At 70.4% G+C, this 13,706-nt stretch carries 12 protein-coding genes; 1 reads left to right on the top strand and 11 read right to left on the bottom strand.

All coding sequences use genetic code 11. The features are described 5' to 3' along the window. Window positions 1–95: 95 nt before the first annotated feature. From ACIRR9_RS01405 to ACIRR9_RS01365, 9 genes are all read right to left on the bottom strand, one after another. Window positions 96–1,061: a substrate-binding domain-containing protein gene (locus ACIRR9_RS01405; protein WP_403746330.1), complete on the bottom strand. Its 966-nt coding sequence runs from the start codon at window positions 1,059–1,061 to the stop codon at window positions 96–98. Window positions 1,062–1,302: 241 nt separating this feature from the next. Continuing rightward, a complete protein-coding gene (locus ACIRR9_RS01400) occupies window positions 1,303–3,762 on the bottom strand; it encodes a hypothetical protein (protein ID WP_403746327.1) in 2,460 nt (819 codons plus the stop codon). Then, entirely contained in the window at window positions 3,759–5,462 is a 1,704-nt protein-coding gene (pstS, locus tag ACIRR9_RS01395) for a phosphate ABC transporter substrate-binding protein PstS (RefSeq protein ID WP_403746324.1), read from the bottom strand. The genes ACIRR9_RS01400 and pstS overlap by 4 nt, the downstream gene beginning before the upstream one ends. A 41-nt stretch (window positions 5,463–5,503) precedes the next feature. Next, complete coding sequence (pstA, locus tag ACIRR9_RS01390) at window positions 5,504–6,772, bottom strand: phosphate ABC transporter permease PstA (protein WP_403746322.1); 1,269 nt, start codon at window positions 6,770–6,772, stop codon at window positions 5,504–5,506. Window positions 6,773–6,902: 130 nt separating this feature from the next. Beyond that, entirely contained in the window at window positions 6,903–7,925 is a 1,023-nt protein-coding gene (pstC, locus tag ACIRR9_RS01385) for a phosphate ABC transporter permease subunit PstC (RefSeq protein WP_403250726.1), read from the bottom strand. A gap of 176 nt (window positions 7,926–8,101) precedes the next feature. Further along, a complete protein-coding gene (locus ACIRR9_RS01380; RefSeq protein WP_365336556.1) occupies window positions 8,102–8,434 on the bottom strand; it encodes a hypothetical protein in 333 nt (110 codons plus the stop codon). A gap of 351 nt (window positions 8,435–8,785) precedes the next feature. After that, window positions 8,786–10,045, bottom strand: a complete 1,260-nt coding sequence (locus ACIRR9_RS01375; RefSeq protein WP_403746319.1) for an esterase/lipase family protein — start codon at window positions 10,043–10,045, stop codon at window positions 8,786–8,788. Window positions 10,046–10,200: 155 nt separating this feature from the next. Further along, the gene (locus tag ACIRR9_RS01370) at window positions 10,201–10,530 is read right to left on the bottom strand and encodes a branched-chain amino acid transporter permease (protein ID WP_403746316.1); all 330 of its coding nucleotides are present in this window, start codon (window positions 10,528–10,530) and stop codon (window positions 10,201–10,203) included. Further along, window positions 10,523–11,230, bottom strand: a complete 708-nt coding sequence (locus ACIRR9_RS01365) for an AzlC family ABC transporter permease (RefSeq protein ID WP_403747015.1) — start codon at window positions 11,228–11,230, stop codon at window positions 10,523–10,525. Before ACIRR9_RS01365 ends, ACIRR9_RS01370 begins: the two co-directional genes overlap by 8 nt. A 167-nt stretch (window positions 11,231–11,397) precedes the next feature. Here ACIRR9_RS01365 and ACIRR9_RS01360 point away from each other — a divergent pair, with 167 nt between their 5' ends. After that, complete coding sequence (locus tag ACIRR9_RS01360; protein WP_403746314.1) at window positions 11,398–11,856, top strand: Lrp/AsnC family transcriptional regulator; 459 nt, start codon at window positions 11,398–11,400, stop codon at window positions 11,854–11,856. A gap of 33 nt (window positions 11,857–11,889) precedes the next feature. Here ACIRR9_RS01360 and ACIRR9_RS01355 read toward each other — a convergent pair whose 3' ends face one another. Together ACIRR9_RS01355 and ACIRR9_RS01350 are read right to left on the bottom strand one after the other, a co-directional pair. Continuing rightward, entirely contained in the window at window positions 11,890–12,792 is a 903-nt protein-coding gene (locus tag ACIRR9_RS01355; protein ID WP_403746312.1) for a hypothetical protein, read from the bottom strand. A 210-nt stretch (window positions 12,793–13,002) separates the two neighbouring features. Next, entirely contained in the window at window positions 13,003–13,686 is a 684-nt protein-coding gene (locus tag ACIRR9_RS01350; protein WP_384561621.1) for a PH domain-containing protein, read from the bottom strand. Between the last annotated feature and the right edge of the window lie 20 nt (window positions 13,687–13,706).

Genomic DNA, 13,706 nt, shown 5'->3' with positions numbered 1-13,706 from the left:
GTGGTTGCGGTCGGGAACGGGGCGTGGGAAGCGCCGCTGGGCCGGGCACCCGCGAGGGGTGCCCGGCCGTGGTGCGGTTCAGGGAGAGGTGCTGGTCAGCGCTCGCCCTTGAGGGTGGTGGTGCCGCAGTTGCTGATCGCGCCGAAGCCGTAGAGCTCGATCGTGGCGGTCTCGGCGCAGACGCTGGAGTTCGCGCCGACGAAGGTCGGGTTGATGACCGAGTCGCTCAGCTTCGAGGTCGGGACGACGTCGTAGACGTCGCGGGAGTAGGGGAAGCTGACGTTCAGGGTGCCGTCGGCGTTGGTCGGGGAGACGCCGTTGACCTCGCCGAGGACGGTCTTGCCGTGGATGTCGGTGACCACACCGCTGGTCTGCGCGATGTACTTGGCGATGGAGTACGGCGCGATGTTGCCGGCCGCCGTCAGGTACCGGCCGTCGTGCTCCTCCATGGTGCCGACGCAGGAGCCGACCTGGGCCTCGGTCACACCGATCTGGCCGAGGAAGAAGGAGCGGGTGCCGGAGTTGGCCTGCGGCAGCAGCGGGGCCAGGGTCACGCCGTTGAGGGTCGTGGTCTGGCAGGTGTAGATGGCGGCCAGCTGGGCCGTGGTCAGGTTCAGGTTGTTGTTCAGGGCGCTGTCCGAGCGGACCGCGACGGTCACGGCGTCCCGGGCGAACGGGATCCAGGTGAGGTCGGTCGTGGAGGTGTCGGCCGGCACCCGCGAGGAGCGCGCGAAGTCCAGGCAGCCGGTGTTGTTGTCGACGGCGTTGCGCAGCGCGTCGATGCCCGCCGAGGAGCCGTTGGGGCGGTTGATGACACAGCCGGTGTCACGCGTCTGGATGGTGGCGGAGCCGGTGGCGTCGTAGGAGGCGATGGTGCCGCCGCCGTCGACCGTCTCGCTCAGGCCGTTCACGACGTCCTGCGTGGTGTCGGAGCCGACGCCGGCGAGCAGACGGTGGCTGCCGTCCGCCGGGTCCGCGACGGCCGGTGCGGCCATGGCACCGAGGGCGAGGGCGGCGACACCGACGACAGCACCGAGACGTGCACGGGACTTGACGTTCACTGTTTCTCCTCCGTGAATACGAATTCCGGGGAATGCACGATTTCCGGGGAATGCACGGCCGGGACCGGTTTCCCGAGGCCGACCGCCGTAAACAATTCCGCACGGCAGATCGCGGCGGCCACCAAATCCAGCCGCCCATTGAGTTAAGAGAACATTTCCAAGGTCACACATAGAGAATTCATTGATCGGTACGCGTTTTCCCCGGCGGAGCGTCCGCCGGGGAAATGCCGGCGGTATCAGCTCATCGGGCCTCCCCCGTGGTGGCGCCGCGCCGTGCGGACAGCCGCCACAGCACCGGTCCGCTCAGCGCGGCGGCGCCGCCGACGATCAGCACGGCGAGCAGCACCCAGCGGATGATGCCGAGCGCCTCGGCCGGGGTGAGCCCGCCGGAGGAGGCGACGTTCTGCTTGACCGGATCGCCGGGTGCGGCGGACGGGCCGGCGGAGCCGCCCGACGCCGAGCCGGGCGCGGTGGAGGAGCCGTGCGTCGCGGCGCCCCCGCCGGCCGTTCCGGTGCCGCCGGCCGCACCGCCCGCGCTTCCGGCGCCGCCGGAACCGCCGCCCGACGAGCCGCCGCTGCCGGAATCGGCGACACCACCGCCGTCGTCGGAGCCGGTGACGCCCTTTTCCAGGACGGCGGCGGCCTGTTCGGCCTGGGTGCGCCAGGCGGTGGGCAGCGGGGCGTACCCCAGGGGCAGTTCACCGCGGGCGGTGCCCTGGGTCTGGCCGGTGCCGGCCGCGTAGCGGATGAGACGCGCGTAGTCCTGACGGACGTCCTTGGCCTGGTCGACCGAGGCGGCGGCGTAGACCGGGATGGCCAGCGGGTAGGCGCCGTTCCTGGCCCTTCCCGGGGCGGGCGCCTTCACTCCTTTGACCGAGGAATCGGGCATCTCGGCCGCGGCCTTCAGCAGCGAGGTGCCGGTCGGCTTGACGTAGTCGCCGTCGGCGTTCTTCATCGCGGCGATGTCGAGCTGGTAGCGGCTGGCCGAGGCGGCGTCCGTGATGGCGTAGGCGCGCCGCTGTCCCGCGACGGGTGTGTCGCCGACCAGCTTCGGGGGGATGTTCTCGCCGACCCGGTAGGCGCTGCCCTCGTTGCCCCGGCGGGTTTTCAGTGCGGCGTCGTGCATGTCCGCCGCGTACGGGCCCAGGTCCAGGACGCCGTAGTCGAGGGACGCCGTGCCCGCGGTCACCGTGGTGGTGGTGGGGTCGGCCTTGGGGAAGTCACTGACGGTGGTGTCCGTGGCCAGGTTCAGTTCCTTGTAGTAGGGGTTTATTTTCATCCCCCACGGATCGGCCTTTCCGATCAGGAAGTTCCGTGCATCGGTATCGGACCGCAGATAGTTCCAGACCACCTTGTTCACATCGGAGTTGTCGGTGGTCACCATGACGGGAAAGGGTGCGTCGGCATCGATGGCGCCCTTGAACTCCGGATTCAGTTCCAGGAACTCGGGGTCCGAGACGATGGATACCGGATTTCCCTTGAGATGGTCGGGGACCGTCTGCCCCGACGTGAGCAGCCGCACGTCCCTCGAATAGGACTCGGTCAGCATCTTCGCGAGCAGCCGGGCGTTCAGTCTCATGTCCTTCATGTGGCCGCCGAGCTTCGGGTCCTCCCACAGGAAGCCGACGGCCAGACCGCTCAGCGCGACGGGCGCCTGGACCACGGGCGCCGCCCCCTCGGGGGCCACGACGGGATCGACCGTGAAGGCCAGGCCGGGGGACGAGGTGCCGGGGTCGGTGATCTGCGACCTGGCGTAGTCCTCGCCGCTCTGTGTGAACGTGAACCGGTTGCTGCCGCTCTCGCACAGCTTGGCCTGCCACGAGGTGATCGCATCGGTGACCAGCTCGGAACCGATCACCCGGCGCTCCGCCTTGTCGGCGGCGCAGTTGTCGCCGACGGGCAGGAAGTCGAGCCGGAAGACGATCCGCTGGTTCCAGTTGGACTGGCTGAGCGCGGAGGTGCGCAGCTGGCTGTCGCTGGGCGAGCTGCCGTCCGGGTCGTGCGTACCGCGCGGGACCACCACCAGCCAGCAGGGCTCGACCGTGCCCGAGGAGGTGGTGCGGGCCCCGCAGCCCAGGTGCGGGGACTCGCGCGAGGACTTCATCTCGAAGACCGTCTCGCCGCTGCCGTCGGCCTGGTCCGGCAGGAACGACTGGGAGTTGGTGTCCTCGGGGCCGAAGTAGGTGTGGTCGGTGGACGAGGTCGTCGCGGCTCCCGACACGGGCTTGAAGGGCACCCAGGCGTTGGTGAACCGGTCCGGGTCCTTCAGCGTCTCCGCCGGGTCGCCGAGGATCTGCGGAACCTGCCGCAGGGCCTCGTAGTAGGTCGAGGCGCCCGCCTCGGTGCCGAACTCGCACTGCGTGCGGTCCGGTCCGTTCGCCGCGTCGTCGCCCCAGCACTGCATGACCTGGAGGAAGTTCACGTGCTTGCCCTCGGCGTTGCCCGGCCCGCCCCCGGTCCAGGTCACCTTCACCCCCTGCCCTCGCAGATCCTTCGTCTGGTGCACGGTGACCTTGAGCCGGGAGAAGTCGTCGTACGGCCCCTTCGCCCCTGACTCGGTCACCGCCGAGTCCTCGGTGCCGGCCGCCGTGGCGGGCTGCGCGGGCAACGGCGCCAGCCCCACCAGCACCGCCGCGGCCAGCGCGCCGACCCCGGCCGCCACCCGGGCCCGTCCGGCCGACCGGAACGCCGCGAACCTCATGCCGCACCGCCTCTGCGCCGGGCCCGCGCCGCCATCGTGCGGGCGACGAGCGGCGGTCCCACCACGACCCCGAGCAGCAGCACCGCGGACAGCGCCATCAGCGCGCCGCGCATGCCGAGTCGGGAGCCGTAGCCGACGTTCATGGGATTCGCAGCGATGTTCGTGGTGCCGGTGCTCGCCCCGTCGCCGAGGACCTGGCCGGTGTCGGGGTCGACGGAGGCGCCGCCCGTGCCGCCGGCCGAGGTCCCCGTGCCGGGCTTGCCGTCACCGTTGGCGTCGGTGCCGCCCGAGGAGCCGGAACCCCCCGTCGTACCGGACGAACCGCCGCTGCCCGAGCCGCCGCCGCTGCCCGACCCGCCGGATGTGGACCCGCCGTTGGCCGACTGGTTCACCTGGGTCGGGGTCTTGGCGCCCGCCGTGCCGTCGGAGCACTGCGTGGCGCCCTTCTTGTCGCAGGACTTGGGGTACGGGGCGTTCTTGATCAGGGTGTTGACGCCGCCGGAGAAGGTGGGGTTGCGGCAGTCGTTGATGTTGATGGACGACGTCGGTGCGCCGGGCACCTTCTCCAGCTGGTCGAACCCGGCCTGCACCAGGTTCTTCGGCAGCGGCGAGTAGCCCAGCTCCTCGGCCTGCTGCTGGCCGTCGCAGAGGAAGTAGCGGCCGAAGGTGCCCAGCGAGAGGCCCTTGGCCTCGGTCATCGGGTTCTTGTCGCCGCCGATCGACGTCGGCAGGATCATGTAGCTGTAGCTCGACATCGGGTAGGTGCGGCGGTCGCTGTTCTCGTAGACGTTGTCGAGGATCTGCGTCAGGTAGTCGGACGAGCTCTTGTCCTGGTCGATCTGCGCGCCGGTGAGGGCGACGGCCACGCTGGAGGCGGTCGGCTCGACGTAGTAGCCCGAGCTGTTGAGCATCTTGGCCACCGGGAAGCCGGTCTTGATGGCGTAGGAGTACTCGACGTAGGTGATCGAGCCCTCGGCCTGCGGCTGCCGGACGAAACCGGAGACGCCGAGCGAGCCGGACTTGGCGATCATCGAGGAGCCGGTCAGCACCGGGTAGTACGAGGTCATCCCGCAGTTGCCGCCGCGCCCGACCTGTGCGCAGTACGCGTTCCAGGTGGCCGGCTGCTCCTTGGCCATCCAGGTGGTGAACTGGGCCGTCGTACCGGAGCCGTCGGAGCGCACCACCGGGACGATCCGGCGGGCGGGGAGGGTCAGACCGGGGTTGTCGGCCTTGATCTCCGGCGCGTTCCACATGGTGATCCTGCCGGTGAACATCTTGGCGATGGAGTCCCCGGACAACCGGAGGTTCGTCACCGCCTTGCCGCCGATCTTGAGGTTGTACATGAAGGCCGTACCACCGGCCACGATCGGCATGTACGCGTAGCCGCGGGTCGGCGGCGCGTCGGTGACCCCCTGCTCGGTGAGCCCGTACGGGATCTCCGACACGGCGAAGTCGACGACACCGTTCTTGAACTGCTCGCGGCCCTGCGAGGAGCCGTTGGCGGTGAAGTTGACGGTCATGCCGAGGTTGGCGGAGATGTTGCGCCGCCACTGGTCGAGCGCGTTGGAGCTCCAGGTCGAACCGGAGCCGGTGATCTTCGTGTACGACACGGCGTGGGCGTCCGGCGGATGGACGGCGAGCAGCGCGCACAGCAGCGCCGCGACGGTCGCCCCCAGACGGAAGGCGGTTGCGGGTCTCACGGGAGAACTCCTCGTATGCGTACGGGCGTTGGAGTCGGGGGCTAGGTGCCGACGGCGTCTTGGGGGGTGCTGGGGGTCTCGCGGTCGCGAACCGCGAAGCGCTGGGCGTCCCGGCGGGAGGCGGTGACGCGGCGGTGTTCCTGGCGGCGGGTGAGATGCCCCGGGCCGCGGCCGCCGATGATGCGGGCGGCCACGAACAGCAGCAGCACCAGCGCCAGCAGGGTGGCCGCCGTGCCGAAACCGCGGGCGATCATGGCGGGTTCGGGCGACTGGACGAAGGTGAAGGTGGCCAGCGGCAGGGAGACCATCGGGCCCGAGGTCGGGTCGAGGTTCATCTCGGCGGTGAAACCGGCGGTGAGCAGGACCGGGGAGGTCTCGCCGATGCCGCGTGCGGTGCCGAGGATGACGGCGGTGGTCAGGCCTGAGCGGGCGGTGGGCAGCACGACATGCCACACCGTGCGCCAGCGCGAGGCGCCGGTGGCGTAAGCCGCCTCGCGCAGCGTGCCGGGCACCAGGCGGATGACGACGTCGGCGGCGCGGATGATGATCGGCAGCATCATCACCGACAGGGCCAGCGCGGCGGCGAGGCCGGAGCGGTCCAGCCCCAGGCCCAGGATGAGGGTCGCGTAGATGAACAGACCGGCGACGATCGAGGGCAACGCGGTCATCGCCTCGACGATCGTCCTGACGAACCGGGCGAAGCGGCCGGGGACCTCGTTGAGGAACACCGCGCAGATGAGGCCGATCGGCACGGTCACGACGAGCGCGATGGTGATCTGCATGAGCGTGCCGGTGATCGCGTGCAGGATGCCGCCGACGCTCAGCGGGTCCAGCGGGCCGGCCAGCTTCATGTCCTGGGTGAAGAAGTTGAGGTGGGGCAGCGCCCTGCGGCCCTCCCACAGCGCGTACCCGACGACGAAGACCAGTACCGCGACCAGCAGCAGCCCCATCGACCTGACGAAGGCCCCGGCGATCCGGTCGGCCACGGCCGGGCCGTCCTCGTCGAAGGACACGAGCAGCGCGTACAGCGCCAGGAACAGCGCATAGGCGATGACGACGAAGCCGACCGCGCCGTCGAAGGGCAGCAGCCTGGTGAACAGCAGCCAGGTCAGGGAGAGCGACCCGAGGGCGGCGCCGACGACCGCGAAGACGTCGCTGGCACGCAGCCGCGTGAGGGCGCGGCGCCGCTCCCCGCCGGGCCGGCCGGGGCCGGGGGCGGGCAGGACGGTGCGCGGTGGTCCGGAGGCCGCGGTCGACGCCTCGGGTACGGCGACCGCGGGCGTGTCGGGAACCTGGGGCGCGAGGGTCATACGCGCTCTCTCCTTGTGAGCCCGGAAACCCTTGTGGACCGGGAAAGCGGCGTGAGTCGGGAAAGCGGTGCGGGCCGGGGTGGCCGTGCCGGTGCTGACGGCCCAGCCGGCACTGACGGCCTGGTCGGGCTCATGCGTCGCTCGCCGCGCCGGACCTGCTGCGGGCGACGATCGAGGACGCGGCGAAGTTGACGACGAGGGTCATCAGGAACAGGGCGAAGCCGGCCGCCATCAGCGCGGACATGCTGAACTCGCCGGCCTCGCCGTAGCGCAGGGCGATCAGCGAGGAGACCGAGCTGGTGCCGGACTGCAGGATGTGCGGCTGCACGGCGAAGACCGGCGAGATGACCATGTAGACGGCGATGGTCTCGCCGAGCGCCCGGCCCAGCCCGAGCATGGTGCCGCCGATCATGCCGCCCTTGCCGAACGGCAGGACGACGCTGCGGATCATGCCCCACTTGGTGGCGCCGAGCGCGTACGCACCCTCGCGCTCGCCGGCCGGGGCCTGGGAGAAGACCTCGCGCATGATCGAGCAGATGATCGGCGCGACCATCATGCCGACGACGAGGCCCGCGATGAAGGTGGACGAGGTGTAGACGGTCTCGGGCGCGAGCGGATCGTGCGGATCGGCGCCGTCGACCTTGAAGAGCGGGATCCAGCCGAAGTACGTGGCGATGAACCGCGCCGTCGGCAGCACATGACCTTCGAGCCAGAAGAAGCCCCACAGGCCGTACACCACGGAGGGCACGGCGGCCATCAGGTCGACGACGCTGATGAGCGTCTGCCGCAGCCGGGGCGAGGCGTACTCGGAGATGTACAGGGCGGCACCGGTGGCCAGCGGTACGGCCACGCACACCGCCACCAGCGCGATGAGCACGGTGCCGAGCAGCACGGCCGCGATACCGAAGTGGCCGCTGTCCGGGTCCCAGGCGGCCGTCGTCAGGAAGGACCAGCCCGCCCTGCGCAGCGCCTCCCAGGCCCTGAGCAGCAGGAAGCCGCCGACCAGGAGCATGACGGCGAGCACCAGGCCGCCACCGCCCCGGGCGACGGCACGGAAGACGCGGTCGGGTACTCCCGGGTCCGCGAACAGCCGTCTGGGTACGTCGTCCGCCTCACCGGCCGCGGGCAGGGGGCGTCTCTTCAACGTGGGCACGGGTCCGACGCTCCGGCCGCCACGTTGACATGCTCATCCCGAGGTGTGAACTACGGGTTCCCTAAGGGCAACTTCGGTCCCCGGCGCACGGGCACGCCTCATCCACAACCAGGGACTCTGCGGCTCCGGTTGACGGAAGACCGTGGACTACGCCCGCGGACCGACGGGCTCTTGACCTACTCGCCCCATAACTCCGGCCCCGCATAGACCAGTTCGGCGATCGTCGCGCGGAACCGGTCATAGGACGCGCGGCAGGTGGCATGCCTCTCGTACGTCCGCGCCGAGCCGGCCAGATGGCGGCCGGACTCGTCCCAGACCGCCCACACCCAGCCGCCGCCGTCGGAACTGTGCTGCACTCCGCCCCCCGTACGGGAGTGCAGCGCGCACATGCGGTGGAACGCGGCGCGACATCGGGCGTGGGTGTCGTGCGCGGTGAGCGACACCGCCACCGATCTCCCGTTCGGCGCCACCAGGCGCCAGCCGAATCTGCCCTGCCCGTCGATGTCCACCTGGCATCTCATTCCGGCTGCCCCGGCGGCAGGTCTTGCCGCCCTCTCGGACCGGTCCATGTCCCCACCCCCGCCGCCCAATCAAGAAGCAAAATCCGCAGGTACGGCACTCCGGGGCGGCAGCAGCAATCTACTGAGAGGCAGGTGACGGCGCCCGGACAAAACTGACCGCCGAGGCCACGCTTCATGTAGAGGTATCCCCTAGGTAACCCGTAGGCAAGACACAGAGAAAGCGCTCCCACGCGGACCGGGACAACGTTGCCAATTGGGGCGCCTCCACAACCCGTTGCCCTACCGCCTGGTGGGGTGGGCGGGTTTCCCTTCGGTGCGGTCCGCCCACCCCACCGATGGTCAGCTGCTCGCGACGATCTCGTTCACGATCCACGCGCCGAGTTCTTCGGTCATGGTGGTGTGTCCTTCGTTGCGGCTGGCGCACAGGTAGGCGTCGAGTGCGCTGCGGTCCGGTGTGATCGCCCGGTAGAGCGCCTTCGGGTCGTTGATGTCGCCGGCGTCGACGGCGCTGATGCTGGGGATGAAGCAGGACGTGGTGATGACGTCCGGGTCCACCTCGTTGCCGATGAGGGCCATGAGCAGGGCGGCCAGACCGAAGCTGCCGGTGTCGCCCGCGGGGGACGGCAGGACGAACAGGCCACCGGGAGCGCCGTCGATGTCGGGCAGCCCGCTGGTGCGGACCTCCGTCGCCTCCTCACCCGTCTTCTGCAGGCGGGCGACCACCTGGTCACCCTTCGCCTGGGTCTTGAGCCAGGTGTCGTGCAGCGTTTCGCCGTCGCACCTCACCGCGATCACACCGGCCTTGACGCCGTTGCCGGTGCCGGTGTCCACGCCGTTGGCGACACCGATCCTGCGGACGTTGCGCGGCCATCCCCCGACCTTGTCGAGCTCCTTGAGGAACGCCGTCCGCTCCGGTGCCTGCGCCGGGGTGTCGCCGACCTTCTCGATGTGCCACCGAGCCATCTGCTTCGCCGCGGGACTGTTGAGCAGTCCGGAGAACTGGCGCAGGACGGGACCGATACCGGGAGCGTCTCCCCACTTGTCCGTCGCGTAGTGCGTGAACGCCTGGAGGGCGATGGGGAGCCAGCCGCCCTGGTGGGGGGAGTCGTAGGAGAAGTAGAGGGCCGTCTCGTGGTCGGGACAGGCGGGGTCCTGCTCCATCCTGGCCAGCGCGTAGCGGGTGACCATTCCGCCCATGCTGAAGCCGCCGACGGCCAGCTTCGCCCGGCCCACCCGCTCGGAGAGGGCCCGGCGGATGCATTCGATGGCGGTGTCGGCGTTGTCCGTGATGGACGCCGTCCGGTCGTCGTAGCCGAGGATGATCACGTCCCGGCCGGACGCGTGGAGCTCGGAGATGAAGCGGTAGTCGCCGTTCTCCTCCAGGCCGTGAAAGAGCTGGTCGAGGTCGCTCGACCCGCTGGAGAAGCCGTCGGAGAGGATGACGGGCCTGACGAGCTGCCTGCGGTTCAGCGGGCTGTAGTAGACCCAGGCCTTTCCTCCGGAGAGGTGCCATGCCTCATGCGGTTCCGGAGCGGAGGGGTACGAGGAGCGGGCTCCGGGGGCGACCGGGCCCCAGACGTCAACGACGGGTGCGGACATGATCAGCTGACTCCTTGCGCGGTTCGGGGGTTCGTCGAACGGCGGCCCCGTCACGTCGTCATCGCGCGATCAGGACCGCCCGGACACCATGGTCGCAGAATGTGCACATATGGCTACTTAAAGCATCTGTCCGGTCGCGCCCTCACGCTGTTCGGTCAGCCCGCGAAGACCGTGCTGGCCAGCGCCACGCTCACGACGGTGCCGCCGACGATGCTCAGCAGGGCGTTGCGGCGCCACAGATGCAGCCCGACGGTGACCGCCAGGGCGGCCAGGGGCGCGACGGCGCGGGACTGGGTCAGCGGCAGGTCACGCAGGCAGTAGACGAAGAGGATCACCATGACGCCGGCGGGCATCCGGGCGCCGAGGTAGCGCACGGTGCCGCTGGCCCGCAGCGAGGCCAGGACGGTGAACGGCAGCGCGCGCAGCGCCCAGGTGACGGCGGCCGAGACGGCGACGGCCAGCAGCAGGTAACGGGTGTCAGGCACGGGACTCCTCCACACGGCTCTCCATACGGCTCTCCATACGGCTCTCCTTGCGGCTCTCCGTACGACTCTCCTTCCCGCCCTCCTTGCGGCTCCGGACCAGCAGCGCGGCGGTGAACAGTGCGAACGCGGCGAGCAGCATCTGGCCGGGCAGGACCAGCCTCGCGACCAGGGCGCTGAGCAGCGCGAGGAGCGGGGTGGGCAGGTCGCCGCTCCGCTCCCGGACGGCGTCCAGGGCCAGTACGGCGAACAGGGCGGTCATCGCGAAGTCCAGACCGGTGACGCTGTCGGGTACAGCCGAGCCGAGCAGGGCACCGGCGGTGGCACCGCCGACCCAGTACAGCTGCATGAACAGCTGCAGCCACAGGATGCGGGCACCGGACCAGGACCGGGCCCGGTCACCGGTGGTCAGGGCGTAGGCCTCGTCGGTCAGGGCGAAGGTGCTGTAGGCCTTGCCGAACCGGCCCCGCACGCGGTCGAGGGGGAAGGACAGTGCGTAGAACACATGCCGGACGTTCACCAGGAAGGCGGTGAGCGCGACCGCCGCCAGCGGGGTGGCCGCGACGGCCAGGTTCACGAGGAGGAACTCGAACGACCCGGCATAGACGACGGCGGTGAACAGGCTCGCGCACCACCAGGGCAGGCCGGCGTGGGTGATCAGCACCCCGAAGGCGAGACCGAGCGGGAGCAGGCCGAGCCCCACGGAGGCGGAGTCCTGCAGGGCGGCCAGGGCCGTGGACCGGAGCGGCGGCGGAGAGGCGGGAGCGGACCGGGGAGGATCGCCCGCGGCGACGGAAAGCGTGCGCATATTGAAATTTTAGGAGGATTGTCGCCACATATGGTTTCCAATAATTCCCGTAAGCTGATGTGATGCGCAATGAATTGCAGCTCGATGCCGTCGACCGGGACATTTTGTTTCACCTGCGCCAGGACGGTCGGCTGACCAACGTCGAGCTGGCCAAGCGGGTCGGGCTGACCCCGCCGCCGTGTCTGCGCCGGCTGAAGCGGCTGGAGGACGCCGGTGTCATCACGGGCTACCGCGCCGTCATCAACCCGGAGGCCGTCGGCCGGGGCCTGGAAGTCATGATCGACATCGAGGTCTCCGCCAACGACCTGAAGACCGTCGAGACCCTGGAGGAGACGCTCTCCTCGTACGAGGAGGTCATCGAGTTCCGCCGGATGTACGGGCGCCCCGACTATTTCCTCCGCGTGGCCGTCGCCGACGACGCCGCGTACAACGCCTTCCTCATCGGCAAGCTCACCGGACTCCCCGGCATCCTGCGCGTCGAGTCCCACCTGACGATGAAGAAGATCAAGACCGACGACTGACGGCCGACGGGCCGCCGCCCACGGCAGCCCCCGTCAGTCCAGATGGCGGCGGTTCCATACGACCACCCGGAAGGAGACACGGTCCGGCGCTCCTGTCTCGTCCTTCCGGACGCCGGTGATGCGCAGCATGGCGACGAGGTCGTCGCTGGTGATGTCGCACAGTACGCGGCCGGTACGGATGCCGTTTGCCGCCAGCTTCACGCCGTAGTCCTGTTCGTCGGCGCAGTCGGTGAAGGTGCCGGCCTTTCCCGGAGGCAGTACGGCCATGTCCGCGTTCCGCAAGCCGGTGAGCGCGCGCGCCGACTCGAACTCGATGTCCGCGGACGGTGGACCCGGGTCGCCGGTGACGCCCCAGCCGCGCGCCGTGGAGTCCAGATCCACGACCTGATCCGGCACCAGCTGCAGAGTTCCCTGCCGGCGTACGGGCACCTCGTCCACGACGGTGCCGCCGGTGCCGGTGCTGGTGCCGGTGCGTGTCCCGGAGGGCCGGTGGGGTGTTTGGTGCCCGTCGTCGCGGGCCACGGCGAGGGCTCCCGCGGTGGCCGCCAGAGCCACGCAGGACGCGGCCACGGCCCTCACGAGACGACGTGGGCGACGACGTCCGCCGGACACGGGAACGGCGTCCGGGGACGGGGGCAGGTCCGGCTCCGGGGCGTTCGGGGCCGGCCGGGGTGCGGTGCCGGGGGCAGTCGCGGCGGGGGATGCCGGCGCCGCCGAACCCTCGGACAGTTCCTTCTTCACCGCGTGCCAGCGCCGCGCCCACTCGGCCTGGGCGGACTGATCTCCCCGGCAGGCGCGTACGAAGGCCAGCGTGGCCTCCAGGGTGGGGAAGCGGCGGCCCGCGGCGGCCGTGGACAGGGTGCTGGGAGCGCACCCCGCACGGCGGGCCATCGACCGGTAGTCCGGGTTTCCCACCGACTCACGCAGGATCTGCAAGTCGTACGCGAACCGTTCCCCCGGACCCGCCTGTGGATCCGGCCGATTGCGTAAGCCCGCCACGAGGTTCCCTCCCGCGCCCTGCCCAGCCTCCACGGTGTTCCGACGCACCCCATGTTCGACCTGGTCACCGCCGCGCACAACGCCGCGTGTTCGAAGTGTTCGACAAGAGGTGTCAAACAACAGCCCATGGGCTCTGCCCGGCTCGCGCTACCCCACCAGCAGCAGGATCACCAGCAGCACCGCGCCCGCCACCGCCGGCGCGGCCACCTCGTACGCCCATCGCACCGTGACCTCGCCCTGCGCCGACTCCGCCGGGCCCCTGTTCTCCAGCATCTCCCGCAGATCGTCCATGATCTTGTCGGTCTCCGCGCGCATCGGCCCGGCCGCGTCGTCGGCGTCCCGCAGCCCCCCGAACCCGCCGCCGAAGCCGCCACCGAACCCGCCGATGCCGCCGGACCCACGCCCCGCGGACCCCGTCCGCCCACGCCGCGCGTCCGCCTCCGCCCTCGCGCTCCGGCGTGCCGCCTTCTTGCGACCCCGCAGGGACACCGGGATCGCCCACAGCTGGTACTTCGTCCCGGACTTCGTGATCGCCTCGTTCGAGTAACCGGAGCGGAAGGAGGCGACCTCACCCCACGGCAGGGTGATCACCCGGAACGGGTTGCGCACCCGCAGCCGGTCCTCGCCCGCGAACACCGCCGGGCGCAGGGTGAAGGCGACGACCAGCGGCACGATGAGGATCAGCGCGGCGAGCGCCAGCCAGGGGGCGTGGCCGTGGCCCCGGAGCAGCGCGTCGATGCCCAGCCAGCCGACGATCGCGAGCAGCAGGACACCGCCGATCAGCGCCTGGGGCGAGCGGTAGATGCGGTCCTTGACGAGGGGCGAGGTCATAGGGCCGATTCTGCACCAGA

Origin of the sequence: Streptomyces sp. NPDC101234 (assembly GCF_044767525.1) — a bacterium.
Classification (GTDB): Bacteria; Actinomycetota; Actinomycetes; order Streptomycetales; family Streptomycetaceae; genus Streptomyces; species Streptomyces sasae.
The sequence above is the reverse complement of the archived record's forward strand: the minus strand, read 5'-3'. Positions and strand labels throughout refer to the sequence as shown.